This window comes from Streptomyces nodosus, from assembly GCF_008704995.1.
GTDB lineage: Bacteria > Actinomycetota > Actinomycetes > Streptomycetales > Streptomycetaceae > Streptomyces > Streptomyces nodosus.
Genome location: NZ_CP023747.1, coordinates 3,914,109 through 3,941,013 on the forward strand (window position 1 = coordinate 3,914,109; position 26,905 = coordinate 3,941,013).

A 26,905-nucleotide genomic window follows, 5' to 3' on the forward strand; every position below is an offset into this window, starting at 1 on the left:
ATGCGACGCCCATACTCGATGGCATGACCACCCAGGAGACCCCCGAGGGCTCCGGCACCGAGGAGTACGACGCCGTGGTGCTCGCCGGCGGTGCCGCCCGTCGGCTCGGCGGGGTCGACAAGCCCGGTGTGCGGATCGGCGGGCGAGCACTGCTCGACCGAGTGCTGGCGGCCTGCGCCGGCGCGGCCGTCACGGTGGTCGTAGCCGACCCCAGGACCACCGCACGCCCCGTGGTCTGGGCCCGCGAGGAGCCGCCCGGCGCCGGACCGGTCGCCGCGCTCGACGCGGGACTGAGACGGAGCACGGCCGCCCGGGTCGTCGTGCTCTCCGCCGATCTGCCGTTCCTGGAGGAGGGGACGGTACGACGGCTGCTGGACGGCCTTCGGACGAGCGGCGCCGAAGGGGCCCTGCTCACCGACGCCGAGGGCCGCGACCAGCCCCTTGTCGCCGCATACCGCAGCGCCGCACTCCGTCGTGAGCTGGCACGGCTGTCCGGCGAGCACACCGGTCTCGACGGTCTTCCACTGCGGCGGCTGGTCGCCCGGCTGGGTCTCACCCGTATCTCCGACCCCGTCGCGTCCTTCGACTGCGACACCTGGGACGACATCGCCACCGCCCGGTCACGTATCAGGGAGCATGGGCACGTGTTGGATGAATGGATCTCCGCAGTCAAGGACGAGCTGGGCATCGACCTCGATGTCGACACCGACGTCCTTCTCGACCTCGCCCGCGACGCGGCGCACGGCGTCGCCCGCCCCGCGGCCCCGCTGACGACCTTCCTCGTCGGCTATGCGGCCGCCCGGACACAGGGCGGACCCGAGGCCGTGGCCGAGGCCGCCCGCAAGGCCGCCGACCTGGCTCTGCGCTGGGCCGACAAGGACACCGTCGAGGCCGAGCCGGACGCCGGATGACCGGGCGGGGCGCCCACGGACGCCTGGACGCCGAGGAACGCGATCTGGAGGAGGCCCTGGCCGTGGCCAACGAGACCGGGGACCGGGGCCGTCCGCAGCAGGCCCGTCCGGCCCGTGCGCCGAAGGAGCGGAAGAAGCCCGAGGACCAGCACGACCTGGACCTCGACCAGGCCCTGGCGCTCGTCAGGGACCCGGATCCCCGGGGCCCCGAACCCGACCCGCCCGCCCCGGGCCCCCGGAAGGGGACGGCCCGGTCCGGACCTCGTTCCACGGGGAGCGATGACACCGGCGGGCCCGTCCAGGAGAGCGACCCGGGTGCCGGACCTTCCGCCACCTCGACGCCGAAGCACCGCACCGGTCACCGGGCCACCCCCTGGCCCGAGGCCCGCGCCGTCGCCGAGCGCGTCGCCCGGTCCGTGCCACGCCGGGAGCCCGTCGACGTCCCCCTCGTTGCCGCCTTCGGCCTGGTGCTCGCCGAGCCCCTCGACGCCCTCACCGATCTGCCCTCCTTCGACACCTCGGCCATGGACGGCTGGGCGGTCGCGGGACCCGGCCCCTGGCACGTACGGGAGGAAGGGGTCCTCGCCGGGCACTCCGCGTCGGGGCCCCTCGAGGACGGTGAGGCCGTACGGATCGCCACCGGTGCCCGCGTCCCGCCGGACACCACCGCCGTACTGCGCAGCGAGCACGGGCGCATCGACGACAAGGGACGGCTGCACACCGCCCTCCCCCACGACCCCGGCTCCGCCCGTGCCGGGAGGACCCCCACGATCGCGCACGGTCAGGACATCCGCCCCCGCGGGCAGGAGTGCCACAGCGGTGAACAACTGCTTCCGCCCGGCACCCTGGTCACTCCGGCAGTGCTCGGACTTGCCGCGGCCGCCGGCTATGACACCGTGTCCGTGGTGCCCCGGCCTCGCGTCGATGTGCTGGTCCTGGGCGACGAGTTGCTCACCGAGGGCCGGCCCAGGGACGGGCTGATCCGGGACGCGCTCGGCCCGATGCTGCCGCCGTGGCTGCGCACGCTAGGTGCCGAGGTGACGACCGTCCGGAGAGTGGGCGACGACGCCGAGACCCTGCACCGGGCCCTCGGCTCCTCGAAGGCCGATCTGATCGTGACGACCGGCGGCACGGCCGCGGGCCCCGTCGACCATGTCCACCCCACCCTGAGCCGCCTGGGGGCCGCACTTCTGGTCGACGGTGTGCAGGTGCGCCCCGGCCACCCCATGCTTCTCGCGCGCCTTCGGGAGGACCAGCACCTCGTCGGTCTGCCCGGCAATCCCCTGGCGGCGCTCTCCGGTCTGTTCACGCTGGTCGAGCCGCTGCTGCGGGGGCTCGCGGGCCGCCTTCACCTCGAGCCGTATACGCTGCCGCTGAAGGACGCCGTCCCCGGCCATCCGTACGACACCCGGCTCATCCCGGTCGCCGTGCGTGCCGACCATGCCGTGCCTCTGCACTACAGCGGCCCGGCCATGCTGCGCGGTATTGCCGCCGCCGACGCCCTGGCGGTCGTACCCCCGGCCGGCGCGCGCCCTGGACAGGAACTGGAACTCCTCCATCTGCCCTGGGCGTTGGCGGAGTGAGCTGCACGGCGTGAACGCGGCAGTATGACCCCGTCAGGGTCAGTCAGAGCGGGGAGTGTTTCACGTGAAACTTCCGGGCCGGGACGCGATGGCCCGTCAGCCCGACGAGCATCTCGTCACTCATCGGGTGAAGCTTCCCAGGAAGATGGTCCAGCGGCCGATACAACAGGTCGGCAAGCGGCTGGCGATGGCGCTTCTGGTCCTGGTCGTCACCGCACTGGTGGTGTGGGCCGACGGCAGCGGCTATCACGACAGCGCGGGCGGGCACTTCGGTCTGCTGGACGCCTTCTACTACGCGACCGTCACCCTCTCCACGACCGGATACGGCGACATCACCCCGGTGAGCGACTCCGCCCGGCTCACCAATATCTTCGTCATCACGCCTCTGCGCGTGGTGTTCCTGATCATCCTGGTCGGCACCACCCTGGAGGTCCTCACCGAACGCACCCGGGAGGAATGGCGGCTGAACCGCTGGAGGGCGGCCTTGAGGGATCACACCGTGGTTGTCGGATTCGGGACCAAGGGACGGTCGGCGATCCAGACCGTCTGCGCGACGGGCCTGAAAAAGGAACATGTCGTTGTGGTCGACCCCAGCTCCAAGGCCGTGGACGCGGCCATCGCCGAGGGCTATGCGGGCGTCATCGGTGACGCCACCCGCAGCGATGTGCTGCGCAGGGCCGAGGCACAGCGGGCCCGGCAGATCATCATCGCCACCCAGCGGGACGACACGGCCGTTCTGGTCACGCTGACCGCCCGCCAGATCAACCGTGCGGCGAAGATCGTGGCGACCGTGCGGGAGGAGGAGAACGCGCCGCTGCTCCGCCAGTCCGGAGCCGATGCCGTGATCACCAGTGCCAGCGCCGCCGGACGTCTTCTCGGCCTGTCCGTGCTCAGCCCCGCGGCCGCCATGGTGATGGAGGACCTCATTCAGCAGGGCAGCGGGCTCGATCTCGCGGAACGCCCCGTCACCAAGGCCGAGGCGGGCCGGACGGTACGGGAGCTGGACGACCTCGTGGTGAGCGTCGTCCGGGGGCACCGCGTGCTCGGCTTCGACGATCCGGCCCTCGGCACGCTCCAGTTGACGGACCGGCTGATCACGATCGTCCGTGCGACGCCCAGTACCCGCGCGACCATGGACATGCGCCCCCTGCCGCGGGACTGAGGCGGCGCCGTCGCTCTTCCCCGGCTTGCTGCGAGGAGTAGCGTCCCCTTTATGTACGCGATCACGATTCCTGATCCCGGTGGACCCGAGGCGCTGGTGTGGAGCGAGGTCCCCGATCCCGTACCCGGCGACGGCGAGGTGCTGGTTGAGGTGGCGGCCGGTGCCGTCAACCGTGCCGACATCCTTCAGCGGGAGGGCCACTACGCCCCGCCGGCCGGTGCGCCCGCGTACCCCGGACTCGAATGCTCCGGGCGGGTCGCCGCGCTGGGGCCCGGAGTCTCGGGGTGGGCCGTCGGCGACCAGGTGTGCGCGCTGCTCGCGGGCGGCGGTTACGCCGAGAAGGTGGCCGTCCCGGCCGGGCAGCTGCTGCCGGTCCCCGAGGGGCTCGAACTCCGGCATGCGGCCGCGCTTCCGGAGGTGACCTGCACGGTCTGGTCGAATGTGTTCATGATCGCCCATCTGCGGCCCGGTGACACGCTGCTGGTGCACGGCGGTTCCAGCGGTATCGGCACGATGGCGATCCAGCTGGCCAAGGCGGTGGGGGCGAAGGTCACGGTCACCGCGGGCACCAAGGAGAAGCTGGAGCGCTGCGCGGAACTGGGCGCGGATGTGCTGATCAACTACCGGGAACAGGACTTCGTGGAGGAGATCCGGGAGGCCACGGCCGGTCAGGGCGCGGATGTCATCCTCGACAACATGGGCGCCAGGTACCTGGACCGCAATGTCCAGGCGCTCGCGGTGAACGGCAGGCTCGCGATCATCGGCATGCAGGGCGGGGTCAAGGGCGAGCTGAACATCAACACCTTGCTGCGCAAGCAGGCGGCGATCACGGCGACCTCGCTGCGGGCGCGGCCGCTCGCGGAGAAGGCGGCGATCGTGGCGGCGGTGCGGGAGCATGTCTGGCCGCTGATCTCCTCCGGCCATGTCCGCCCGGTCGTCGACCGTGAGATTCCGATGGACCGGGCGGCCGAGGCCCACCGTGTGCTGGAGGAGAGCGGGCACATCGGAAAGGTGCTGCTGGTGGTGCCGTAGTCCTGCCGCTGCCGTAGTCCTGCCGCTGCCGCTGCCGCTGCCGCTGCCGCTGCCGCTGCCGCTGCCGCTGCCGCTGCCGCTGCCGCTGCCGCTGCCGCTGTCGCTGTCGCTGCCGGTGGCCCGGTTGGCCCGGTCGGGCCGGCCCCGGCGCGAGGGTCATTCCCGGCGCAGTCGCAGGGCGAGGAGCGCGAGCGCCAGACCGCTGCCGATGAGCATCAGACCGGTGGCGAGGGGCAGGATCTCCGACATCGATCCCGAGGGGGCGGCGGCCCGGGTGGGACCGGCGGCCTGCTGGGGCGGGGTGGGGGCGGCGGAGGCACCCGGAGGGTCCCCCGCGTCGGCGGACGCCACGGCCCCCAGATCCGGGTTTTCGCTGTCGCGGTCCGTCGGTTCCGGGGTGCCGTTCGCGGATGCCGTCGGGTCCTGGTCCGTGTAGACGGGCGGGTCCGCCTCGTTCTCCGGTTCGGGATCCGGCCGCCCCGGCCGCGGCCTGCCCACGCCGGCCCGGCTGCCCGCACGGGAGGGATCGGGTGAGGACTCGGACGGGGAGACGACCGGGTGTCTGTGGAAGCGCGGGTCCTCGGGGCCCGGAGGCCCGTGGTGCGAGCCGACGGACAGGTGTGAGGCGGCGAGGACGAGAGCGGGCGCGGCCGGTGCCGTGTCCCCGCGGGCGGCTGCCGTGCACGAGGTGTCCTCCAGGGCCCCCGTGCGGCCGGCCGCGACGGACGCCTCCGGCTCGGCGACGGGCGGTGCGGCGGACGCCGGGTGCCCGGCGGTGCGTATGGGGGGCGCGGGCGGTGCCGCGGAGACGGGGGCGGTCGACCCGCACCGGGAGACGGGCGCCGACCCGGCGGCCGCGTCGGAGGGCCCGGTGACCCGCATGGGCTGAACGGCGGACGAAGCGTGCCGGGCACCGTACGAAGGCCCGGTTCCCTGCCCGCCCGGCATGCCGTATGCGCAGGACGTGCCCGCGCCCAGCAGGGCCGCCGTGGTGAGCACCGGCGGCAGCAGGGCCGCTCGGAGCGTGCGGAACGCGGACGGCGTACACAGCCTTGGAGTCACCTGGTGACCCCCCTCCCGTGGTCGGGCGGCACGATCGACGGCTTCAGCCTCACATGCACCGGGGCGACCGGCATCTCGGCCGCGCCCCCCGCACAGGGCGTGACGGCCCCGCCCCGCACCGGGCCGACGTCCCCGCCGGACGGACGCCGCGGGCCTGATCACCACCGTTCACCGAGGGCGCGTGACCGAGGTGCTCCACGGGTGCGCGACAATGGCCGCATGGAGATGCCGAGGAACGAAAGGCCGTCGGAGAACGCCCAGAAGATCCTGGTCGTGGGCCAGGACGGGATGGCTCTCGGCGGCACCGCAGACGATGACTCCCGCGAGATCCCGGTGACGGAGCAGGTGGAGCAGCCCGCGAAGGTCATGCGCATCGGCAGCATGATCAAGCAGCTGCTGGAGGAGGTGCGTGCGGCTCCCCTGGACGAGGCGAGCCGACAGCGTCTGAAGGAGATCCACGCCAGTTCGGTGAAGGAGCTGGAGGACGGCCTCGCCCCCGAACTCGTCGAGGAGCTCGAGCGGCTCTCCCTGCCCTTCACCCATGACGCGACCCCGAGCGACGCGGAACTGCGCATCGCCCAGGCGCAGCTGGTGGGCTGGCTGGAGGGCCTCTTCCACGGGATCCAGACCACGTTGTTCGCGCAGCAGATGGCCGCGCGGGCCCAGCTGGAGCAGATGCGCCGTGCCCTCCCGCCGGGCGTCGGCTCCCCGGACGGTGAGGAGGACCGCCGCGCGGGCGGCCGTGCGGGCGGACCGTACCTGTAAGGGGCGGGGCCCCTCGTCCGCGGGGCGCGCGCCGCAGAACGTACCGCTCGGCGCGCTGCTCGGCGGACACACCACGACGGTCGACTCACCACGACGGTCGACACATCACGAAGAAACTTCACGACGAAACTTCACGACGAAGGGGGTCCGGCACTCTGCCGGACCCCCTCACCGTCGGTTCCGGGCGACTCCCCGGAGTGCGTCTTCGCGGCTCAGGACGGGTCACCCGTCGACACCCGAAGCTCGATCTCCGGCATGTGCTGCTGATCGACGTCGGTACCGGCCGACGGGAACTGGTCCATGACCGTGCCCTCGCCGAAGACGTTCTCGTCGACGTCCTTGATCTTCATCCGCCAGCCGGCGGCCTGGAAGCACGACTTGACCGACTGGATGTTCCTGAACGAGAAGTCCGGCACCCGGACCAACTTCGGGTCGTTGTACGCCTTCTCCGGCTCGGTGCACTTGGTCGTCTCGATCGTCTTGGTCGTGTCCGGGCCCTTGTGGTCCGCGACCGTGCTCGACGTGGCGGTGTCACCGCGGCTGCCGCCGTCGGCCTCGTGGTCGTCGTTCCCCTGCGTCGACATGGCGATGATCACGCCCACCGTGACCAGGGCGACCAGGGCCACCACGAGCGAGCCGATGACCACGGCCCGCTTGCTCCCCCCGCCGCCCGCGCCGCCCGGCGAGGGCACCGTGACATACGGCGGCGGGGTCGCCGCGGGCTGCTGGGGCGCATAGGCGGCGGTCCCCGGAGGGCTCTGGTAGCCGGGCTGCTGCGGATGGCCGTACCCCGGTGTGGGGGCCGGGCTCGCATACGGGCTGGGCTGGTACGGCATCTGCACGGGTCCCGGCGGGGCCTGCGCCGACCGGTCGACCGGCGGGAAGACCGCGGAGGCGACACCGGCGCCGCTGGGGGTCGCCGTACCCGGCACGATGCTCGGCGCGGCGGCCGTGAGGGACGCGGCCACCCGCAGGCACTCGTCCCGCATCGCCACGGCGCTCGGGAAGCGTTCGTTCGGGTTCTTCCGCAGCGCGCGGGCGATCAGTGCGTCCACCGCGGGCGGCAGCGAGCGGTTGACCGACGAAGGAGCCACCGGCTCCTCCTGCACATGCGCATATGCGATCGCCAACGGTGAGTCCGCCTCGAACGGCAGCCGTCCGGTGACCAGTTGGAAGAGCATGATGCCCACGGAGTACAGGTCGGAACGCGCGTCCACGCCTCTGCCGAGAGCCTGTTCGGGCGAGAGGTACTGCGGGGTGCCGACCACCATGCCGGTCTGTGTCATGGAGGTGACCCCGGACTGCATGGCGCGGGCGATGCCGAAGTCCATCACCTTGACGACGTTGCGCTTCGTCACCATCACATTGCCCGGCTTGATGTCCCGGTGGACCAGGCCCATCTCATGGCTGATCTCCAGGGCCGCCAGCACATCGGCGGTGACCTTCAGCGCCTTGTCGGCCGGCATCGCGCCGTACTGCCGGACATCGGCGTCGAGGACCGAGCTGAGCGGCCTGCCCTCGACGTACTCCATGACGATGTAAGGGGTCGTCATCCCGCCCAACTCGTCCTCGCCGGTGTCGAAGACCGAGACGATGTTGGTGTGCGTGAGTTTCGCCACGGACTGCGCCTCACGGCGGAACCGCTCACGGAAGGCCTGTTCGCGACCGAGTTCGGTGTGAAGGGTCTTGATCGCGACCTGGCGGTCGAGCACGGTGTCGTAGGCGAGGTGCACCGAGGCCATACCGCCCTCGCCGAGCAAGTCGCGCAGCTGATAGCGGCCACCGGCGGCCGATCGCCCGGCATAGCGGCCCTGCGCGCCGTCCTGGCTCATCTTCTGCGTCCCCCATCGGCGCGGTGGCTGCGAGCGGTGGTGCTCCCGCGGTCCGTGATCGATATGCATGGCTTCGACGACCGGCGCGTCTGATCCGTGATCGACTGGCTCATTCCCGGCCAAGTCTGCCCGAGGGCGGTGACACGTCAAGCCTGGTGCCCGTTCCGTGACCGTACGCGAAAGAAGCGTCGCGGAAGCGTTACCGGGGACGTACGAGCCGTGCACGGGATTTGCATGTGGGACCCCCGCACGGTTTCATGGCCGACCCATCTCGATTCCATCTCGGAACGGCGCCCTGCGCGGAGCCTGTAGCGTGGCCCGTGGGGACCGTAACAACCACCGCGCAGACCGCGGGAGAAACGACGGCGAGGACTGATGGCACAGACGCAGCGCGCCCAGGGCCCGTCCGACCCAGAGGCGAGTGGCGGCGGGATGTCGGACGCGCCGGAGAATTGGGGCAACGGCGGACTCGTCGGTGACGGCCGGTACCGGCTGACCCACCGGCTCGGCAGAGGCGGCATGGCCGAGGTGTTCGCCGCCGAGGACGTACGGCTCGGCCGGACCGTCGCGGTCAAGCTGCTCCGCTCCGATCTCGCCGAGGACCCGGTCTCCAAGGCCCGGTTCACGCGTGAGGCGCAGTCCGTGGCCGGGCTCAACCACCATGCGATCGTCGCCGTGTACGACTCCGGCGAGGACCAGGCGGGCGGCCAGGCGGTGCCCTACATCGTGATGGAGCTGGTCGAGGGGCACACCATCCGGGACCTGCTGCTCCACGCGGAGCCCCCCGGCCCCGAACAGGCCCTGATCATCGTCTCGGGCGTCCTGGAGGCGCTGGCCTACTCGCACCAGCACGGCATCGTGCACCGCGACATCAAGCCGGCGAACGTCATCATCACGGACAGCGGCGCCGTGAAGGTGATGGACTTCGGCATCGCCCGTGCCCTGCACGGGGCGTCGACGACGATGACCCAGACCGGCATGGTCATGGGTACGCCGCAGTACCTGTCGCCCGAACAGGCGCTCGGCAAGGCCGTCGACTACCGCTCGGACCTGTATGCGACGGGCTGTCTGCTGTACGAACTGCTCGCGCTGCGGCCCCCGTTCGTCGGGGAGACCCCGCTGTCCGTGGTCTACCAGCATGTCCAGGACATCCCGGTGCCGCCGTCGCAGGTGTCGGACACGGCGCCGCCGGAGCTGGACGGGCTGGTGATGCGCTCGCTGGCGAAGGAGCCGGACGACCGGTTCCAGACCGCCGAGGAGATGCGCGGGCTGCTCCAGTACTCGCTGGACATGCTCTACGACCAGGGCGCTCACACCGGCACCTGGAACACCGGCCCGGTCGAGATGCACGACGCCCGGCACACCCCGGCGCCGGGCTTCGCCGGCACGACGGCGATGCCGCACGCCGGTGAGGCCGGCACCACCCAGATCCCGCAGTCGATCCTGCCCTCGGCATACGGCGCCGGGGACGACGGCGGCTTCGAGGGACACGGCAACCGGGGCAGCGGCCGGGGCAAGCTGCTGGTCCTCGCGGTCCTCGCGGTCATCGCCGTCGTGGCGGGTGTCGCCCTGGCGCTGAACCAGGACAAGGCGGCCGACAAGCCCGACCCGACGAACTCGCCCAGCCCCTCGGTGTCCCGCGAGGTCAAGGAGTCCAGCGAGCCGCCGGCGGACGAGGAGGAGCAGAGCGACAGCTCCACGGGCGGTGACTCGAACACCGGCAGCGGCTCGGGCTACCAGCCCCCGTACCAGCCCACGCAGGACGACACCGAGCAGCCCCCGACCGAGCCGACGGAGACGGAGGAGGCGCCGACCGCCGGCCAGCCCAGCCAGACGACGCCACCGCCGCAGCCGACGGACCAGCCCACCACCGGCGACGGCGAACAGGAGCCGCCGACGTCGGACGGAGGCGGGGACAACGCGGGAAACCCTCAGGGGCCCTGACGGAACAGCCGCCGTTTGACGCCGGCGGGGCCTCACAGGCGGGGAGCGGTATGACCTCGCATCAGAACAGCGGGGAGGGCGGCCCGTTCGGCGACGAACCGGCCGCTCCTCAGCGGGTGAACGCCTCGCAGACGGCGTCGTACTCCCGGCTCCACCAGACCACCAGCGCCGAGGCCGCAGGGAACTGAGAGTCCGCGCGGGTGTCGCCGCGTTCGTAGTGCCAGCGCAGCATCCAGAAGTCGTTGAGCCGTTCCCACCACACCCGGTGCACGGCCGCGGCGAGTTCCGAGGCCGGCGCGTCCGCGGCGCGCCGGTACGCGCGTGCGTAGGCCCGGACCTTCGGCAGGTCGAGCGTGCCGACGGGCCGTACGAAGAAGATCGCCGCGGCCCGTACCGCCTCCTCCGCGCGGGGCTGGAGACCGAGCCGGTCCCAGTCGACGATCGCGGCGGGCGCGTCCCCCCGGTACAGCAGGTTGAAGGGGTGGAAGTCGCCGTGCACCCACCCCACCGAGCCACCGCGCGGCGGCCGCCGGTCCGCGTGCTGGTCCAGCAGCACCCGCCGTTCCAGCAGACGGTGCCGGGCGAGCTCGTCGAAGGCGGTGGGGGGCTCGTGCCGGCGCACCCGGCCCAGCAGATCGTCGATGAGCGCATGGGTGTCGGCGGGGTCCGCGCTCTCGGGGCGGGGACCGGGCGCCGACGCCATCACCCGCTCCAGGCTCGCGTGCACCACCCCGAGCAGTGCGCCCAGCCTGCCGCACTGCTCCGTCGTGAGCTGGCCGCCGTGCCGGTGCCGGCCGTCGATCCAGGGGTGCAACGCGTAGGCGTGGCCGCCGACGACCGCGACGGTACGGCCGTCACGGCCGGCCAGCGGCGGCGCCACCGGAACGCCGAGGTCGGCGAGGCGCCGGGTGGCGGTGTGCTGACGGGCGATCGCCGCGGGGTCGGCGGTCTCGGGGTCGAAGTGGTGCTTGAGGAAGTAGCGGCCGCGCGTCGTGCGGAGCCGGAATCCGCGGTTGAGCAGGCCCTGGTCGACGGGCTCGCAGGTGAGCACGGATCCCGCCGAGTACTGGTCGAGGAGGGCGCGCAGCGGGGGCGCGTGCAACATGCGGGGTGGTACAGATGAGCGCGGCACGCGCCAGATGGTAGGGCACCAGCAGATGCCGTGAGCTGGGCGCTGTCACAGACAGTCGCACTCGATCACATCACGTCTTCGGTGTGATCACGGGCCAAGATCCAATGCCGGCGGCCGGCCACTGTGCGGCGCCGTCGCACCACACCAAGTCATGTCTTCCCGTGCTCCAGGTGAGCGGGATAACGTGCCGTTGTTCCGGCCGCCTGCAAGGCTGTGACCAGGGCCTGCGCCCGACTGACGCGATTTACTTGGAAATCCAAGCAAAATCCCAGGTCAGAAGGGGTTTCACAGAAATGTGGAGCACTGGGTAACGTGCCCCTTGCAGGGCGCTCGCCGGGGCACCTGTCACGTCTGTCTCGAACGGACCGCACCCACCCCGTGCGTCCGTGCGCCGCAGACGAGCCGCTCCCACCGGCCCCATGCGGGCCGAGGGGATCCCCAGGCACCCGGCGAACCCGGGGGCCGGACCGACGGAGGAGCACACGTGACCGTGGAGAGCACTGCCGCGCGCAAGCCGCGACGCAGCGCCGGAGACAAGGCCGGCACCACCGGCACCAAGCGCACCACCCGCAGCGCGCCCAGGAAGGGCGCCGACCGCGACCTCGTCCAGCTGTTGACGCCCGAGGGCAAGCGGGTCAAGAACCCCGAGTACGACTCCTACGTCGAGGGCATCACCCCCGAACAGCTGCGGGGTCTGTACCGGGACATGGTGCTGACCCGCCGCTTCGACGCCGAGGCCACCGCCCTGCAGCGCCAGGGCGAGCTGGGCCTGTGGGCCTCGCTGCTCGGCCAGGAGGCCGCCCAGATCGGCTCGGGCCGAGCGCTGAACGACGAGGACTATGTCTTCCCGACCTACCGGGAACACGGTGTCGCCTGGTGCCGCGGCGTCGACCCCACCAACCTCCTCGGCATGTTCCGCGGGGTGAACAACGGTGGCTGGGACCCCAACGGCAACAACTTCCACCTCTACACGATCGTGATCGGCTCGCAGACGCTGCACGCCACCGGCTACGCCATGGGCGTCGCCAAGGACGGCGCGGACTCCGCCGTGATCGCGTACTTCGGCGACGGCGCCTCCAGCCAGGGCGATGTCGCGGAATCCTTCACCTTCGCCGCGGTCTACAACGCCCCGGTCGTGTTCTTCTGCCAGAACAACCAGTGGGCGATCTCCGAGCCCACCGAGAAGCAGACCCGGGTGCCGCTCTACCAGCGCGCCCAGGGCTTCGGCTTCCCGGGCGTGCGCGTCGACGGCAATGACGTCCTGGCCTGTCTGGCCGTCACCCGGTGGGCGCTGGAGCGGGCACGCAACGGCGAGGGCCCCACCCTGGTCGAGGCGTTCACCTACCGGATGGGCGCGCACACCACCTCCGACGACCCCACGCGCTACCGCCACGACGACGAGCGGGCCGCCTGGGAGGCGAAGGACCCGATCGCCCGGCTGCGCGCCCACCTGGAGGCCTCGCACCACGCGGACGAGGAGTTCTTCGCGGAACTCGAGGCGGAGAGCGAGACGTTGGGACGGCGAGTACGCGAGGCGGTCCGTGCCATGCCGGACCCGGACCGGTTCGCCATCTTCGAGAACGTGTACGCGGACGGGCATGCGCTCGTCGACGAGGAGCGGGCCCAGTTCGCCGCCTACCAGGCGTCGTTCGCCGACAGCGGCTCCGCCTCGGTGGAAGGGGGACAGTGACATGGCCGAGAAGATGGCACTCGCCAAGGCGATCAACGAGTCGCTGCGCAAGGCTCTGGAGTCGGACCCCAAGGTCCTGGTGATGGGCGAGGACGTCGGCAAGCTCGGCGGCGTCTTCCGGGTCACCGACGGTCTGCAGAAGGACTTCGGCGAGGAGCGGGTCATCGACACCCCGCTCGCCGAGTCGGGCATCGTCGGCACCGCGATCGGCCTGGCGCTGCGCGGCTACCGGCCGGTCGTCGAGATCCAGTTCGACGGCTTCGTCTTCCCGGCGTACGACCAGATCGTCACCCAGCTGGCTAAGATGCACGCCCGCTCGCTGGGCAAGATCAAGCTGCCGGTCGTCATCCGTATCCCCTACGGCGGCGGCATCGGCGCGGTCGAGCACCACAGCGAGTCCCCCGAGGCGCTGTTCGCCCATGTGTCGGGCCTGAAGATCGTCTCCCCGTCGAACGCGTCGGACGCCTACTGGATGATGCAGCAGGCGATCCAGAGCGACGACCCGGTGATCTTCTTCGAGCCGAAGCGGCGGTACTGGGACAAGGCCGAGGTCGACGCCGAGGCGATCCCGGGCCCCCTGCACAAGGCACGGGTGGTGCGTGAGGGCACGGATCTGACCCTGGTGGCGTACGGCCCGATGGTGAAGGTCTGCCAGGAGGTCGCGGCCGCCGCCGAGGAGGAGGGCAAGTCCCTCGAGGTGCTGGATCTGCGGTCGGTCTCCCCGCTCGACTTCGACTCGGTCCAGGCCTCGGTGGAGAAGACCCGCCGCCTGGTGGTGGTGCACGAGGCACCGGTGTTCTTCGGCTCGGGCGCGGAGATCGCCGCCCGGATCACGGAGCGGTGCTTCTACCACCTGGAGGCGCCGGTGCTGCGGGTCGGCGGCTATCACGCCCCGTACCCGCCTGCCCGGCTGGAGGAGGAGTATCTGCCGGGTCTCGACCGGGTGCTCGACGCCGTCGACCGTGCCCTGGCGTACTGAGGAGAAGGTCGTGACGACGATGACTGAGGCGTCCGTGCGCGAGTTCAAGATGCCCGATGTGGGCGAGGGACTCACCGAGGCCGAGATCCTCACGTGGTACGTGCAGCCCGGTGACACGGTCTCCGACGGGCAGGTGGTGTGCGAGGTGGAGACGGCGAAGGCCGCCGTCGAGCTGCCCATCCCGTACGACGGGGTGGTCCGCGAGCTCCGCTTCCCCGAGGGCACCACGGTGGATGTCGGCACCGCGATCATCACGGTCGACGTGGGCGGGGGCGCCCCCGCCGCGCAGGCCCCGGCACCCGCTGCCGAGGCCCCGGCGCCCGCCGCGCAGGCCCCGGCCGAGGAGCCCAAGCCGGAGGGCCGCAAGCCGGTCCTGGTCGGGTACGGCGTCGCCGAGTCCTCCACCAAGCGCCGCCCCCGCAAGGTGGTGCCCACGGCCGCGCCGACGGCCGCCGAGGACACCCTGAAGGCGGCCAGGGCGCTCCAGGGCGAGCTGAACGGGCACGGTGTCCGGGCGGCGGAGCGTCCGCTGGCGAAGCCGCCGGTGCGCAAGCTCGCCAAGGACCTGGGGGTCGACCTGGCGACGGTGCGGCCCTCGGGCCCCGACGGGATCATCACGCGCGAGGATGTGCACGCCGCGGTGGCGCCCGTGCCGGCGCCCGCCGCTCCCGTGACCGTCGGGACACCGGCGCCGGCGCCGGCGCCGGTGGTGACCTACGACGACGGCCGGGAGACCCGGATCCCCGTCAAGGGCGTCCGCAAGGCCACCGCGCAGGCGATGGTCGGCTCGGCGTTCACGGCCCCGCATGTCACGGAGTTCGTGACCGTGGACGTGACACGCACGATGAAGCTGGTCGAGGAGCTCAAGCAGGACAAGGACCTGCAGGGGCTGCGCGTGAACCCGCTGCTTCTGATCGCCAAGGCGCTGCTGGTGGCGATCAGGCGCAACCCGGACGTCAACGCGTCCTGGGACGAGGCGAACCAGGAGATCGTGCGCAAGCACTATGTGAACCTGGGCATCGCGGCGGCCACCCCGCGCGGTCTGATCGTGCCGAACATCAAGGACGCGCACCGGAAGACGCTTCCGGAACTCGCCGAGTCGCTCGGCGAGCTGGTGGCCACGGCCCGGGAGGGCAGGACGTCCCCGGCCGCGATGCAGGGCGGCACGGTCACCATCACCAATGTGGGGGTGTTCGGCGTCGACACGGGCACGCCGATCCTCAACCCGGGCGAGTCGGCGATCCTCGCGGTCGGCGCGATCAAGCTCCAGCCCTGGGTCCACAAGGGCAAGGTGAAGCCCCGCCAGGTCACCACCCTGGCGCTCAGCTTCGACCACCGCCTGGTCGACGGCGAACTGGGTTCGAAGGTCCTCGCGGACGTGGCGGCCGTCCTGGAGCAGCCGAAGCGGCTGATCACCTGGGGCTAGCCCCCGACGCCCCTCTGCCGGGGCCGAGGAGCGAGAAGCCGCGTCCCCCACGGGGGGCGCGGCTTCCGTCGTCGTACGGCGGCCCCGCCCGTGACGCCGTACGACGGGCGAAGGGCCCGGCCGCGGAAGGGCGGCCGGGCCCCGGGTGCCGTGCGCGGCGGAGATCAGACGGCGAAGCCGTAGTTCAGGAGCTTCTTGGCGTCCGCGGTGCGGTTGGCGACCGAGCTGGACGCCAGCACCGTACCGATGATCGTCTTGCCGTTGCGGGTCGCGGCGAAGACCAGGCAGTACTTGGCCGTCGGGCCCGAGCCGGTCTTCACCCCGATCGCGCCGCTGTAGGTGCCCAGCAGCGGGTTGGTGTTGGCCCAGTTGTAGTAGCGGTAGCCGCCGCTCTTGGTGGTGACCTTCTGCTTCGTCGAGGTGGTCTTCACGACCGTGCGGAAGGTGGCGTTCTTCATCGCGCTGCTGGCGATCTTCGTCAGATCGCTCGGCGTCGAGTAGTTGTTGCCCTTGCCGATGCCGTCGAACGAATCGAAGTGCGTGTTCTTCAGCCCGAGGGACTTGGCGGCGCTGTTCATCTTGCCGAGGAACGACTTCACCCGCGCGTCACGCGTCGAACCGGTGCCGAACTTGTCCGCGAGCGCATAGGCCGCGTCGCAGCCGGAGGGCAGCATCAGCCCGTACAGCAACTGGCGGACGGTGACCTTGTCGCCGACGATCAGATGGGCCTGGGAGGCGTTGTTCGCGACGACATAGTCGCTGTACGCCTTCTGGATCGTGACCTTGGCGTCCAGGTTCAGGTTCGACTGGGACAGCACGACCTTGGCGGTCATGATCTTGGTGGTGGAGCCGGTGGACAGTCTGGTGTCGGCGGCCTTGGTGTACAGGCTCTTGCCGGTGCCGTTGTTCATCACGAACCCGCCCTTGGCGGTGATCGTGGGCTTGGTGACGGCCTGCGCGGGCGCCGCGGTGAGGGCTCCGGTGGTGAGTACCGCTCCGGTGGTGACCACTGCCGCGATCGCTCTGCGCACACGCGCGCCCTTGATGCCGGTAATCAAGTTGAATGCTCCGATTGCGTCTCTGATGCACTTGAATGCACCCAAATGCCCCTGGAGAGCGGCCGGATGACGAGACCGCCTTCTTGTGTGACGTGTATGTCGGGCAAAAGGATGTACGGCCGACGGGGAAATCCGGGAATTCCGGATGGAAACGGCGGTCCGCATCGTGGACACTTCTCGGCTTGTGTACGTGTTGTATCTATGGTGTGCACATGCCTTCAGCGCCGTCCGCCGCCTTTGCCTCCGACAGCTCCTCCGCCAAACAGCCTCCTGCCGCCGACCGGGTGTACACCCATGTCAAACAGGGCGTCCTGGAGCGCCGTTACGAGGGCGGGGCGCTGCTCACCGAGGGCGGTCTCGCCGAGGAGGTCGGCGTCTCGCGGACTCCGGTGCGCGAGGCCCTGCTGCGTCTGGAGGTCGAGGGGCTGATCCGGCTGTACCCGAAGAAGGGCGCCCTCGTCCTGCCGGTCTCCGCCCAGGAGGTCGCGGACGTGGTGGAGACGCGTCAGCTGGTCGAGGAGCACGCGGCGCGCAAGGCGGTGCCGGCCCCGCCCGGGCTGATTGCCCGGCTCGAAGAGCTGCTGGCCCGGCAGCGGGAGCAGGCCGCCGCCGGCGATCTGGCCGGGGCGGCGGTCACCGACCGCGCCTTCCACGCCGAGATCGTGCGCAGCGGGGGCAATGAGATCCTCTCCCGGCTGTACGACCAACTCCGCGACCGTCAGCTGCGGATGGGGGCCGCCGTTCTGCACGCGCACCCCGACCGGATCGCCAAGACGCTCACCGAGCACGAGATGATCCTGGGCGCCCTGCGGTCCGGTGACGCGGCCGCGACCGTCGACATCGTCCACCGGCACATCGGCTGGATCTCGCTGCTGGCGCGGGGGGAGGCGCGATGAACTCCCGCCCGGTGGGTTCCCGTTCTCCGTCCCTGCCCGGCGATCCGCCGGGCGGACGTCGCGCCGTGGCCGTGTGGTGCACCGGCGTCTCGGTCTACTTCGTCGCCGTCATCTTCCGTACCTCGCTGGGCGTGGCCGGGCTCGACGCCGCGGACCGCTTCCAGGTGGGCGCCTCCGCGCTGTCCACCTTCTCCATCCTCCAGCTCCTGGTGTACGCGGGCATGCAGATACCCGTCGGTCTGATGGTGGACCGGCTCGGCACCAAGAAGGTGCTGGGCGCGGGAGCGGTCCTCTTCACGGCCGGCCAGCTGGGTTTCGCGTTCGCCCCCTCGTACGGCATGGCGCTCGCCGCGCGTGCGCTGCTCGGCTGCGGTGACGCGATGACGTTCATCAGCGTTCTGCGGCTCGGCACCCGCTGGTTCCCGGCCCGGCGCGGGCCCCTGATCGCCCAGCTCGCCGGTCTGGTGGGCATGGCGGGCAACCTGGTCTCGACGCTGGTGCTGGCCCGGCTGCTGCACGGGGTGGGCTGGACCGCGGCGTTCGGCGGCAGCGCCCTGGCCGGAGCCGTGGCGTTCGTCCTGCTGCTGGTCTTTCTCAAGGACCACCCCGAGGGGCATGAACCACAGCCGTTCCCGCACCATGGACCGGCGTTCGTGCGACGGCAGATCCAGGCCTCCTGGCGGGAGCCCGGGACCCGTCTGGGCATGTGGGTGCACTTCACGACGCAGTTCCCGGCGATGGTGTTCCTGCTGCTCTGGGGCCTGCCGTTCCTGGTCCAGGCGCAGGGTCTGTCCAGGGCGACCGCCGGTGAGCTGCTGACCCTCGTCGTGCTGTCGAACATGGTCGTCGGCCTGGTGTACGGACAGATCGTCGCCCGGCAGCACGCGGCACGGCTGCCGCTGGCGCTCGGCACGGCCGGGGCGACTGCGGTGCTGTGGGCGGTCACGCTGCTCTTCCCGGGCCCGCACGCGCCGATGTGGCTGCTGATCGTGCTGTGCACGGTGCTCGGTGCCTGCGGACCGGCCTCGATGATCGGTTTCGACTTCGCACGCCCGGCGAACCCGCCGGAGCGTCAGGGCACGGCCTCCGGCATCACCAACATGGGAGGTTTCATCGCGTCCATGGTGACGCTGCTGGCGATCGGTGTGCTGCTGGACGCCACCGGTGACGACTACGCCGTCGCCTTCTGCTCGGTGTTCGTCCTCCAGGCGGTGGGGGTCAGCCAGATCCTGCGGCTGCGCGGGCAGGTGGCACGCAGGGAGCAGGAACGGCTGGTCGCGAGCCGGGTGGAGACGGTGCACGTGCCGGCGTAGGGCCGGTACGGCCGACGGGGCCCGCCCCATGGGCGGCCCTGTCGGGGCGGCTCACCTCAGTGGCGCGGACGTTCCAGACCCAGCACCCGGTCCTTCAGGGCCGGGAACTGCTCCCGGACGGCCGCGACCTTCGACGGGTCGAACTCCACCGTGAGGACCTCCTCCTCGGCGCCCGCCTCGGCGAGGACCTCACCCCAGGGGTCCACCACGATCGAGTGACCCGCCTGAGGAACCCCGGCATGTGTCCCGGCCGTTCCACAGGCGAGGACGAACGCCTGGTTCTCGACCGCCCGCGCCCGGGCCAGCAGCGTCCAGTGGGAGCGGCGGCGCTCCGGCCAGCCCGCCGGGATCACCAGCGTCTCGGCCCCCGCGTCCACCAGCGCGCGGAACAGCTCGGGGAAACGGAGGTCGTAGCAGGTGGCCACGCCGAGGGTGGTCTCGGGCAGGGACACCGTCACCGGTTCGGTTCCGGCGCCCATCAGCACGGCCTCGCCCTTGTCGAAGCCGAAGCGGTGGATCTTGCGGTAGGCGGCGGCCAGTTCGCCGGAGGGGGAGAACAGGAGAGACGTGTTGTAGAGAGTCCCGTCCGGGTCGCGCTCCGGGATCGAGCCGGCGTGCAGCCATACGCCCGCGTCGCCCGCCGCCTTCGCCATGGCCCGATACGTCGGTCCGTCGAGCTGCTCGGCCTCGCGAGCGAACTCCTCGTAGGCGAATGCCCCGGTCGTCCACAGCTCGGGCAGCACCACCAGATCGGCTCCGGCCTGATCCCGTACCAGGGAAGCGGCCCGCTGCCGACGCGAATCGACCGATTCGTCATCGTCCACGCGGATTTGAATCAGGGAGGCGCGCACACTACCACCGTCCTGGCATTCGAGCCGTCACTTCGGGCCTACCATCGTGACACCAAAGCACTGCCGAGGTGCCTCGCAGCAGCGTAACTTAGCGTTCCAAGACACCCGCCGACAGTCGCCTCCCGTCGACACCGCCGTGACAAACCGCCCGCGTACCGACCGCCCGAGGGGTCCCGTTCCGTGAGTCTGCATCCCACTCTTCAGCCGTACGCCGACGCCTGGACCCACTCCATAGAGGCGATATCAGAGCTGGTGCAGCCGCTCGTGGAGGGCGAATGGAACCGGCGGACGCCCTGCCCCGGCTGGTCGGTGCGTGACGTGGTCTCCCACGTCATCGGCATGGACTGCGAGATGCTCGGCGATCCGCGCCCGATCCACTCGCTCCCCCGCGACCTGTTCCATGTCACCAACGAGGACCAGCGTTACACGGAGATGCAGGTGGACGTCCGCCGCCACCACACGGCGCCGGAGATGACGTCCGAGCTGGAGTACACCATCATCCGCCGCAACCGTCAGCTGCGGAACGAGACGCGCGAACCGAGCGCCAAGGTGCGCGGACCGCTCGGCAAGGAACAGACCCTCGAAGAGGCCATGCGCTACCGCGCCTTCGACGTGTGGGTGCACGAACAGGACCTGCGCACAGCGCTGAACCGGCCGGGGAACCTGGACTCGCCCGGCGCGCAGATCGCGCGGGACGAGCTGCTCGCCGGGATGCCGAAGGTCGTCGCCGAGGACGCGGGGGCGCGCCCCGGTTCGGCGATCGTCCTCGATGTGCACGGTCCCCTGGAGTTCATGCGGACGGTCCGGGTGGACGCGGAGGGCCGCGGCTCCATCGACGGCACCCCCTCGCTGGGCCCCAGCGTGTCGCTGACCCTCGACTGGGAGACGTTCGTCCGTCTCGCCTGCGGCCGGGTCACGGCGGACGCCGTCGCGGACCGCATCAAGACGGAGGGCGACCCGGACCTGACGGAGGCGATCCTCCGGTCCTTCGCGGTGACGAAGTAGCACGCCGGTGGGACGGCCCGGCCCCGGGTGCGCCGCGATGACGGCTCGGGCCCGCCACGACCGACAACAGTGCGCCGTGAGCGTAGGACCCCTGTGGGGTGCGCAGGGACGGAAGACCCGGCGCACCCCACAGCCGTAGCGCTCAGTCCCCCGCCCGTTCCCGCTCCGCCAGATGGATCACGCACACCGCCACCGCGATCAGCAGCGTCGGGTCCGCGTCGTCGCGCACGATGTCGACGCCGTAGGTCTCGCGGATGTGCAGCCAGCGACGGGAGATCTGGGCGAGCAGTTCCCCGTCCAGGTCGACGGAGAACTCGCGGTCGAGGATCCTGCCGCTGACATCGAGCACCGTGCCGTCCGCCAGCGAGACCCGGTAGTGGTGGCGCAGCAGGGACAGCCACTTGCGCTTGATCGTGGCCAGCGGTTCGCCGTCCCGCTCGATGACCATCGTGTCGCGCAGGGCGAACATCTTCTGGTGGATATGGATCAGGACACGCCCCCGGGTGTCCTTCAGCTCGAACGTGTCCCGCAGCCGCATCGCCTTGCCGTCGACCAGGAACACCTTGTTGCCGTGCTGGTCCTCGATCCAGTAGTCGTCACCGAAGCCGAGCAGCCGGTCGCGTACCTGAAATCTCATACCGTGAGGGCTTCCCCCACGACGGCCCCCCGACGCCGCCGGTAGGCCGACGGACTGAGGGACGGCCGGGCCGCCGAGGGCCGTGACCCCGCGTCCGCGAGGAGCGTTCCCCGGAGGCGGCGACGACATGAAGGCATTCTGTGCGTGCCCGCATGCGCTCCGTGGTGGAGTTATCCACAGGCTCCGCGGCACCGGGGCCGAGGATGGCACCCTTGAGCCATGAACGACTCCACACCGCGTCGCGTCCGTGTCCGCGCCCCCGAGCTGATCGGCAAGGGTGGCTGGCTGAACACGGGCGGTCAGCAGTACACCCTCGCCGACCTGCGAGGACGTATCGTCATCCTCGATTTCTGGACGTTCTGCTGCATCAACTGTCTGCATGTCCTGGACGAGCTGCGCGAGCTGGAGGAGAAGCACCGCGACACCGTGGTGATCATCGGCGTGCACTCCCCGAAGTTCGTCCATGAGGCGGAGCACCAGGCGGTGGTGGACGCGGTGGAGCGTTACGGGGTGGAGCACCCGGTCCTCGACGACCCCGAGCTCGCCACCTGGAAGCAGTACGCCGTCCGCGCCTGGCCGACCCTGGTGGTCATCGACCCCGAGGGGTATGTGGTGGCCCAGCACGCGGGCGAGGGCCATGCCCATGCGATAGCGCGGCTCGTCGAGGAGCTGGAGGAGGAGCATGCCGCCAAGGGCACGCTGCGCCGGGGCGACGGCCCCTATGTGGCGCCGGAGCCCGAGCCCACGACCCTGCGCTTCCCGGGCAAGGCGCTCCTGCTGCCCTCGGGGAACCTTCTGGTCAGCGACACCACCCGACATCAGCTGGTGGAGCTGGCGGCGGACGGCGAGACGGTGGTGCGCCGGATCGGCTCGGGCGTACGAGGCTTCGCCGACGGCCCGGCGGACGCGGCGGGCTTCAACGAGCCGCAGGGACTGGCCCTGCTGGACGAGGGCGCGGTGGTGGTCGCCGACACCGTGAACCACGCGCTGCGCCGTCTCGACCTGGCGACCGGTGAGGTCACCACGCTCGCAGGCACCGGCAAGCAGTGGTGGCAGGGCTCACCGACCTCGGGCCCCGCCCGGGAGGTGGACCTCTCCTCGCCGTGGGACGTGGCGGTCTTCGGCGGCCGGGTCTGGACCGCCATGGCGGGCGTGCACCAGCTGTGGACGTACGACCCGGCCACGGACACGGTCGCGGTGGCCGCGGGCACCACCAACGAGGGGCTGGTGGACGGACCGGGCACGGAGGCGTGGTTCGCGCAGCCGTCGGGCCTGGCCGTGTCGGCCGACGGGGAGCGCCTGTGGCTGGCGGACTCCGAGACGAGCGCCCTGCGCTGGGTGGACCGGGACGGCGCGGTCCACACCGCGGTCGGCACGGGACTGTTCGACTTCGGGCACCGGGACGGCGCGGCCGGACAGGCGCTGTTCCAGCACCCGTTGGGCGTGACGGCCCTGCCGGACGGCTCGGTGGCGGTCAGCGACACCTACAACCACGCGCTGCGGCGCTACGACCCGGCGACGGACGAGGTGAGCACCCTCGCGACGGATCTGCGGGAGCCGTCGGACGCGGTGCTCGTCGGCGAGGACATCGTGGTCGTGGAGTCGGCGCGGCACCGGCTGACCCGGCTGCGGCTGCCGGAGGAGGCGGTGCGGGTGGCCTCGGTCGCCCACCGCACCCAGCGCGCGGCGACCGAGGTGGCGCCCGGCCGGCTCCGGCTGGATGTGATCTTCCAGGCGCCGGCCGGCCAGAAGCTGGACACGCGCTACGGCCCCTCGACGCGTCTGCTGGTCTCCTCGACCCCGCCCGAGCTGCTGATCGAGGGCGAGGGCGCGGACACGGACCTCACGCGTGAGCTGGCGCTGAACCCGTCCATATCCGAGGGCGTGCTGCATGTCTCGGCGATGGCCGCGTCCTGCGACGACGACCCGGCCAACGAGTACCCGGCGTGCCATGTCCACCAGCAGGACTGGGGTGTCCCGGTCCGCCTCACCGAAGGCGGCGCGGAGCGGCTTCCGCTGGTGCTGGCGGGCATGGACGCGGAGTAGGGCCTCTTGTTCGGATCAGGCCGGTCTCCGGCCTGATCCGAACGAACGAAGGACGGTGGAGGGGGCTGTTCCGGCGGGTGTCGGGGTGGTCGGGTGCCGGGGCGGTCCTCCAGGAGCGTCAGTCCTCCAGGAACGCCACCAGCGCGTTCGCCAGCAGATACGGGTCGTCCGCTCCGCACAGTTCGCGGGCGCTGTGCATCGACAGGATCGCCGCGCCGATGTCCACCGTCCGGATGCCGTGGCGGGCCGCCGTGATGGGGCCGATGGTGGTGCCGCAGGGCATCGCGTTGTTCGAGACGAAGGTCTGGAAGGGGACGCCGGCCTTGTCGCAGGCGGCGGCGAAGATCGCACGCCCTGAACCGTCCGTCGCATAGCGGTTGTTGACGTTCACCTTGAGGATGGGGCCGCCGTTCGCCCGGGGGTGGTGCGTCGGGTCGTGCCGCTCCGCGTAGTTGGGGTGGACGGCGTGCCCGGTGTCGGAGGACAGACACACCGTGCCGGCGAAGGCGCGTGCCCGGTCCTCGTACGAGCCGCCCCGGGCGAACACCGAGCGCTCCAGCACCGAACCGAGCAGCGGTCCGTCAGCGCCGGTGTCCGACTGCGAGCCGTTCTCCTCGTGGTCGAAGGCCGCCAGCACCGGAATGTGAGCGAGACCGGCGTCGGCGGAGGCCACGGCCGTGAGCGCCGCGGTGGCCGCGTGCACGGACAGCAGGTTGTCCATCCGCGGGCCCGCGACCAGTTCACGGTCCCGGCCCAGATAGGAGGGTGCCTCGACGGAGTGCGTCATCAGGTCCCAGCCCGTCACCTCACCGGCGGCCAGGCCCAGCTCCTGTTCCAGGAAGGCGATCAGGTCGCCGTCCCGCACATCGCCGCCCAGACCCCAGACGGGCTGGAGGTGGCGCTGCTTGTCGAGCTTCAGCCCCTCGGCGGTCACCGAGCGGTCCAGATGGATCGCCAGCTGCGGCACCCGCAGCAGCGGCCGGTCGATGTTCACCAGCCGGGTCGAGCCGTCCCTCAGGGCCAGCCGGCCCGCCAGGCCCAGGTCGCGGTCCAGCCAGGAGTTCAGCAGCGGGCCGCCGTAGATCTCCACCGCGATCTGCCGCCAGCCGTGCGCACCGCTGTCGGGCCGCGGCTTGACCCGCAGATTCGGGGAGTCGGTGTGTGCGCCCACGATCCGGAACGGGGTGTGCGGCTCGGCGCCCTCGGGGACGTACCAGGCGATGATCGCGCCCCCGCGCAGCACATATCTGCCGCCGCTGGTGCCGTCCCAGGCCTCGGTCTCGTCGACCTGCCGGAAGCCGGCCTTCTCCAGCCGCTCGGCGGCGTTCGCGACGGCGTGGTAGGGCGACGGGCTCGCCGCCAGGAAGGACATCAGATCGTCGGTGTGACCGCGGTCAAAGGTGTGAGACGCGCGCGAGGCGCCCCCCGTGGGGGTGGCGGCGGGCGACGGCCGGGAGCTTGTACTCATGGCATTCACCTTAACGACGGACGAGGGCCCGCTCCCGTGATGGGGAGCGGGCCCTCGTAGGGAGGATGTGAAGGGTGCACCCGCCCCGGCCTCCGACGGGACGGGCCCTGGCGGGGGCCGGTCGCCCGCCGCCATGTCGCGGGCGACCCGCCTCCCTCGCCGGCCGGCGTCCTCTAGAACGCGGCCTCGTCCAGGTCCATGAGGTCCAGGTCCACGCCCTCGGCGATCTTGCGGGCCAGGGTGACACCCGGCAGGACCTGGGCCGCGAAGAACTTCGCCGCCGCGATCTTGCCGGTGTAGAAGGCCCGGTCCTTGGCGGAGGCCGTCTCCAGCTTCTCGGCGGCGACCGCGGCGCCCTTCAGCAGCAGATAGCCGACGATCACATCGCCGGAGGCCAGCAGCAGGCGGGTGGTGTTCAGGCCCACCTTGTAGATGTTCCTGACGTCCTGCTCGGTGGCCCCGAGGTCGGTGAGCATCAGGCCGACGAGGGTCTCCAGCTCCCGGGCCGCCTTCGCCAGCTGCTCCCGGGCGCCCGCCAGCTCCTCGCCGCCGGTGCCGAGCGCCAGGAACTCCTTGATGTCCTCGGCGACCGAGTTCAGCGCGGCGCCCTGGTTGCGGACGATCTTCCGGAAGAAGAAGTCCTGGCCCTGGATCGCGGTGGTGCCCTCGTACAGGGTGTCGATCTTGGCGTCGCGGATGTACTGCTCGACCGGGTACTCCTGGAGGAAGCCGGAGCCGCCGAAGGTCTGCAGCGACTGGGCAAGCTGCTCGTAGCCCTTCTCCGAGCCGTAGCCCTTGACGATCGGCAGCAGCAGGTCGTTGAGGGCGTGCTCGACGGAGGCGTCCTCGCCGTTCGTCTCCTTGACCGCGATCGCGTCCTGGACGCAGGCGGTGTGCAGCACGAGGGCGCGCATGCCCTCCGCGTACGCCTTCTGCGTCATCAGCGAGCGGCGCACATCGGGGTGGTGGGTGATGGTGACCTTGGGCGCGCTCTTGTCCATGAAGTTCGCCAGGTCCGGACCCTGGACGCGCTCCTTGGCGTACTCCAGCGCGTTCAGATAGCCGGTGGACAGCGTGGAGATCGCCTTGGTGCCGACCATCATCCGGGCGAACTCGATGATGCGGAACATCTGACGGATGCCGTCGTGCTTGTCACCGATCAGCCAGCCCTTGGCCGGGTGGCGGTCGCCGAAGGTCATCTCGCAGGTGTTGGAGGCCTTCAGACCCATCTTGTGCTCGACGTTGGTGGCGTAGACGCCGTTGCGCTCGCCCAGCTCACCGGTCTCGACGTCGAAGAGGTACTTCGGGACCAGGAACAGCGACAGGCCCTTGGTGCCCGGTCCCGCGCCCTCGGGGCGGGCGAGGACGTAGTGGAGGATGTTCTCCTCCAGGTCGTGCTCACCGGAGGTGATGAAGCGCTTCACGCCCTCGATGTGCCAGGAGCCGTCCTCCTGCGGGACCGCCTTGGTACGCCCGGCGCCCACGTCCGAGCCGGCGTCCGGCTCGGTGAGCACCATGGTGGAGCCCCAGGTCTTCTCGACCGCTATCCGCGCGATCTTCTTCTGGGCCTCGGTGCCCTCCTCGAAGAGGATGCGGGCGAACGCCGGGCCGGAGGAGTACATCCACACGGCCGGGTTCGCGCCGAGGATCAGCTCCGCGTACGCCCAGATCAGGGACGGCGGGGCGGTGGTGCCGCCGATCTCCTCGGGCAGGCCGAGGCGCCAGTACTCCGAGTCCATGAACGCCCGGTAGCTCTTCTTGAAGGTCTCCGGGACCGGTGCGGTGTTGGTCTCGGGGTCGAAGACCGGCGGGTTGCGGTCGGCGTCCGTGAAGGACTCCGCCAGCTCGTGCTCCGACAGACGGGTGAGCTCCGCCAGGATGCTTCTGGCGGTGTCCGCGTCCATCTCCGCGAACGGGCCGGTGCCGTACAGCTTGTCGCGGCCCAACACCTCGAAGAGGTTGAACTCGATGTCGCGGAGATTCGACTTGTAGTGCCCCATGGCGACGGCTCCGTGGAGGTATCGGCGAGGCACTGGCTCCTCGCGGTTCGACTGGTTCACGTACCAACTAGTAGCTTCGATGATGCTACCCGTCGGTAATAAGAATCAACCCC

At 71.0% G+C, this 26,905-nt stretch carries 21 protein-coding genes; 13 read left to right on the forward strand and 8 right to left on the reverse strand.

Annotated features, from left to right (window positions below):
* The first annotated feature begins 23 nt into the window (after positions 1-23).
* From CP978_RS17720 to CP978_RS17735, 4 genes are all read left to right on the forward strand, one after another.
* Positions 24-911: an NTP transferase domain-containing protein gene (locus CP978_RS17720; RefSeq protein WP_043442136.1), complete on the forward strand. Its 888-nt coding sequence runs from the start codon at positions 24-26 to the stop codon at positions 909-911.
* The gene (locus CP978_RS17725; RefSeq protein WP_079162192.1) at positions 908-2,494 is read left to right on the forward strand and encodes a molybdopterin molybdotransferase MoeA; all 1,587 of its coding nucleotides are present in this window, start codon (positions 908-910) and stop codon (positions 2,492-2,494) included. Before CP978_RS17720 ends, CP978_RS17725 begins: the two co-directional genes overlap by 4 nt.
* 64 nt (positions 2,495-2,558) lie before the next feature.
* Positions 2,559-3,656, forward strand: coding sequence for a potassium channel family protein (locus tag CP978_RS17730; protein ID WP_043442138.1), 1,098 nt, complete (start codon positions 2,559-2,561; stop codon positions 3,654-3,656).
* A 51-nt stretch (positions 3,657-3,707) separates the two neighbouring features.
* A complete protein-coding gene (locus CP978_RS17735) occupies positions 3,708-4,688 on the forward strand; it encodes an NAD(P)H-quinone oxidoreductase (RefSeq protein WP_043442141.1) in 981 nt (326 codons plus the stop codon).
* A gap of 156 nt (positions 4,689-4,844) precedes the next feature.
* On the opposite strand, the gene CP978_RS17745 is transcribed toward CP978_RS17735, so the two are convergent.
* Positions 4,845-5,750 carry a hypothetical protein gene (locus CP978_RS17745; RefSeq protein ID WP_144401460.1) on the reverse strand — a complete coding sequence of 302 codons (906 nt, stop codon included), beginning with the start codon at positions 5,748-5,750 and terminating at the stop codon, positions 4,845-4,847.
* Positions 5,751-5,969: 219 nt separating this feature from the next.
* Between CP978_RS17745 and CP978_RS17750 the strand changes: the two genes are divergently transcribed.
* Entirely contained in the window at positions 5,970-6,515 is a 546-nt protein-coding gene (locus tag CP978_RS17750; protein ID WP_043442143.1) for a bacterial proteasome activator family protein, read from the forward strand.
* A 212-nt stretch (positions 6,516-6,727) separates the two neighbouring features.
* Here CP978_RS17750 and CP978_RS17755 read toward each other — a convergent pair whose 3' ends face one another.
* Positions 6,728-8,347 (reverse strand): Stk1 family PASTA domain-containing Ser/Thr kinase, encoded by a 1,620-nt coding sequence (locus CP978_RS17755; RefSeq protein WP_043442146.1) that lies wholly within the window; start codon positions 8,345-8,347, stop codon positions 6,728-6,730.
* 375 nt (positions 8,348-8,722) lie between these two features.
* Here CP978_RS17755 and CP978_RS17760 point away from each other — a divergent pair, with 375 nt between their 5' ends.
* A complete protein-coding gene (locus CP978_RS17760) occupies positions 8,723-10,291 on the forward strand; it encodes a protein kinase domain-containing protein (RefSeq protein WP_043442148.1) in 1,569 nt (522 codons plus the stop codon).
* A 109-nt stretch (positions 10,292-10,400) separates the two neighbouring features.
* On the opposite strand, the gene CP978_RS17765 is transcribed toward CP978_RS17760, so the two are convergent.
* Positions 10,401-11,396, reverse strand: a complete 996-nt coding sequence (locus CP978_RS17765) for a phosphotransferase (RefSeq protein ID WP_043442150.1) — start codon at positions 11,394-11,396, stop codon at positions 10,401-10,403.
* A 511-nt stretch (positions 11,397-11,907) separates the two neighbouring features.
* Here CP978_RS17765 and pdhA point away from each other — a divergent pair.
* Genes pdhA through CP978_RS17780 form a run of 3 tightly spaced genes read left to right on the forward strand, consistent with a single transcriptional unit; the run spans position 11,908 to position 15,518 of the window.
* On the forward strand, positions 11,908-13,113 hold the full coding sequence (pdhA, locus tag CP978_RS17770; protein ID WP_043442152.1) for a pyruvate dehydrogenase (acetyl-transferring) E1 component subunit alpha: 1,206 nt from the start codon (positions 11,908-11,910) through the stop codon (positions 13,111-13,113).
* A gap of 1 nt (position 13,114) precedes the next feature.
* Positions 13,115-14,092 carry an alpha-ketoacid dehydrogenase subunit beta gene (locus CP978_RS17775; protein WP_043442155.1) on the forward strand — a complete coding sequence of 326 codons (978 nt, stop codon included), beginning with the start codon at positions 13,115-13,117 and terminating at the stop codon, positions 14,090-14,092.
* A gap of 10 nt (positions 14,093-14,102) precedes the next feature.
* Positions 14,103-15,518, forward strand: coding sequence for a dihydrolipoamide acetyltransferase family protein (locus tag CP978_RS17780; RefSeq protein ID WP_043442157.1), 1,416 nt, complete (start codon positions 14,103-14,105; stop codon positions 15,516-15,518).
* A gap of 164 nt (positions 15,519-15,682) precedes the next feature.
* Here CP978_RS17780 and CP978_RS17785 read toward each other — a convergent pair whose 3' ends face one another.
* Positions 15,683-16,576 (reverse strand): D-alanyl-D-alanine carboxypeptidase family protein, encoded by an 894-nt coding sequence (locus CP978_RS17785; protein ID WP_043442161.1) that lies wholly within the window; start codon positions 16,574-16,576, stop codon positions 15,683-15,685.
* Between the two features lie 212 nt (positions 16,577-16,788).
* On the opposite strand from CP978_RS17785, the gene CP978_RS17790 reads away from it, so the two are divergent.
* Positions 16,789-17,472 (forward strand): GntR family transcriptional regulator, encoded by a 684-nt coding sequence (locus CP978_RS17790; RefSeq protein WP_043442164.1) that lies wholly within the window; start codon positions 16,789-16,791, stop codon positions 17,470-17,472.
* A complete protein-coding gene (locus tag CP978_RS17795; RefSeq protein ID WP_043442166.1) occupies positions 17,469-18,785 on the forward strand; it encodes an MFS transporter in 1,317 nt (438 codons plus the stop codon). The genes CP978_RS17790 and CP978_RS17795 overlap by 4 nt, the downstream gene beginning before the upstream one ends.
* Before the next feature lie 56 nt (positions 18,786-18,841).
* Here the strand turns inward: CP978_RS17795 and CP978_RS17800 are convergent, their stop codons facing one another.
* Positions 18,842-19,636, reverse strand: coding sequence for a carbon-nitrogen family hydrolase (locus CP978_RS17800; protein WP_043442169.1), 795 nt, complete (start codon positions 19,634-19,636; stop codon positions 18,842-18,844).
* Between the two features lie 180 nt (positions 19,637-19,816).
* On the opposite strand from CP978_RS17800, the gene CP978_RS17805 reads away from it, so the two are divergent.
* Positions 19,817-20,641 carry a maleylpyruvate isomerase family mycothiol-dependent enzyme gene (locus CP978_RS17805; protein WP_043442171.1) on the forward strand — a complete coding sequence of 275 codons (825 nt, stop codon included), beginning with the start codon at positions 19,817-19,819 and terminating at the stop codon, positions 20,639-20,641.
* Positions 20,642-20,783: 142 nt separating this feature from the next.
* On the opposite strand, the gene CP978_RS17810 is transcribed toward CP978_RS17805, so the two are convergent.
* A complete protein-coding gene (locus tag CP978_RS17810; protein WP_043442174.1) occupies positions 20,784-21,278 on the reverse strand; it encodes an LURP-one-related/scramblase family protein in 495 nt (164 codons plus the stop codon).
* A 219-nt stretch (positions 21,279-21,497) separates the two neighbouring features.
* Here CP978_RS17810 and CP978_RS17815 point away from each other — a divergent pair, with 219 nt between their 5' ends.
* Positions 21,498-23,324 (forward strand): thioredoxin-like domain-containing protein, encoded by a 1,827-nt coding sequence (locus CP978_RS17815; RefSeq protein ID WP_043442176.1) that lies wholly within the window; start codon positions 21,498-21,500, stop codon positions 23,322-23,324.
* Between the two features lie 118 nt (positions 23,325-23,442).
* On the opposite strand, the gene CP978_RS17820 is transcribed toward CP978_RS17815, so the two are convergent.
* Both CP978_RS17820 and CP978_RS17825 read right to left on the reverse strand, forming a co-directional pair.
* On the reverse strand, positions 23,443-24,792 hold the full coding sequence (locus CP978_RS17820; RefSeq protein WP_079162193.1) for a M18 family aminopeptidase: 1,350 nt from the start codon (positions 24,790-24,792) through the stop codon (positions 23,443-23,445).
* 173 nt (positions 24,793-24,965) lie between these two features.
* Entirely contained in the window at positions 24,966-26,792 is a 1,827-nt protein-coding gene (locus CP978_RS17825; RefSeq protein WP_043442178.1) for an acyl-CoA dehydrogenase, read from the reverse strand.
* Positions 26,793-26,905: the final 113 nt, after the last annotated feature.

Coding starts and splice junctions, on each gene's coding strand:
- CP978_RS17755 (WP_043442146.1), bottom strand. CDS start 8,347: ATGAGCCAGGACGGCGCGCAGGGCCGCTATGCCGGGCGATCGGCCGCC.
- CP978_RS17775 (WP_043442155.1), top strand. CDS start 13,115: ATGGCCGAGAAGATGGCACTCGCCAAGGCGATCAACGAGTCGCTGCGC.
- CP978_RS17795 (WP_043442166.1), top strand. CDS start 17,469: ATGAACTCCCGCCCGGTGGGTTCCCGTTCTCCGTCCCTGCCCGGCGAT.
- CP978_RS17790 (WP_043442164.1), top strand. CDS start 16,789: ATGCCTTCAGCGCCGTCCGCCGCCTTTGCCTCCGACAGCTCCTCCGCC.
- CP978_RS17820 (WP_079162193.1), bottom strand. CDS start 24,792: ATGAGTACAAGCTCCCGGCCGTCGCCCGCCGCCACCCCCACGGGGGGC.
- CP978_RS17760 (WP_043442148.1), top strand. CDS start 8,723: ATGGCACAGACGCAGCGCGCCCAGGGCCCGTCCGACCCAGAGGCGAGT.
- CP978_RS17815 (WP_043442176.1), top strand. CDS start 21,498: ATGAACGACTCCACACCGCGTCGCGTCCGTGTCCGCGCCCCCGAGCTG.
- CP978_RS17725 (WP_079162192.1), top strand. CDS start 908: ATGACCGGGCGGGGCGCCCACGGACGCCTGGACGCCGAGGAACGCGAT.
- CP978_RS17825 (WP_043442178.1), bottom strand. CDS start 26,792: ATGGGGCACTACAAGTCGAATCTCCGCGACATCGAGTTCAACCTCTTC.
- CP978_RS17810 (WP_043442174.1), bottom strand. CDS start 21,278: ATGAGATTTCAGGTACGCGACCGGCTGCTCGGCTTCGGTGACGACTAC.
- CP978_RS17735 (WP_043442141.1), top strand. CDS start 3,708: ATGTACGCGATCACGATTCCTGATCCCGGTGGACCCGAGGCGCTGGTG.
- CP978_RS17750 (WP_043442143.1), top strand. CDS start 5,970: ATGGAGATGCCGAGGAACGAAAGGCCGTCGGAGAACGCCCAGAAGATC.
- CP978_RS17765 (WP_043442150.1), bottom strand. CDS start 11,396: ATGTTGCACGCGCCCCCGCTGCGCGCCCTCCTCGACCAGTACTCGGCG.
- CP978_RS17720 (WP_043442136.1), top strand. CDS start 24: ATGACCACCCAGGAGACCCCCGAGGGCTCCGGCACCGAGGAGTACGAC.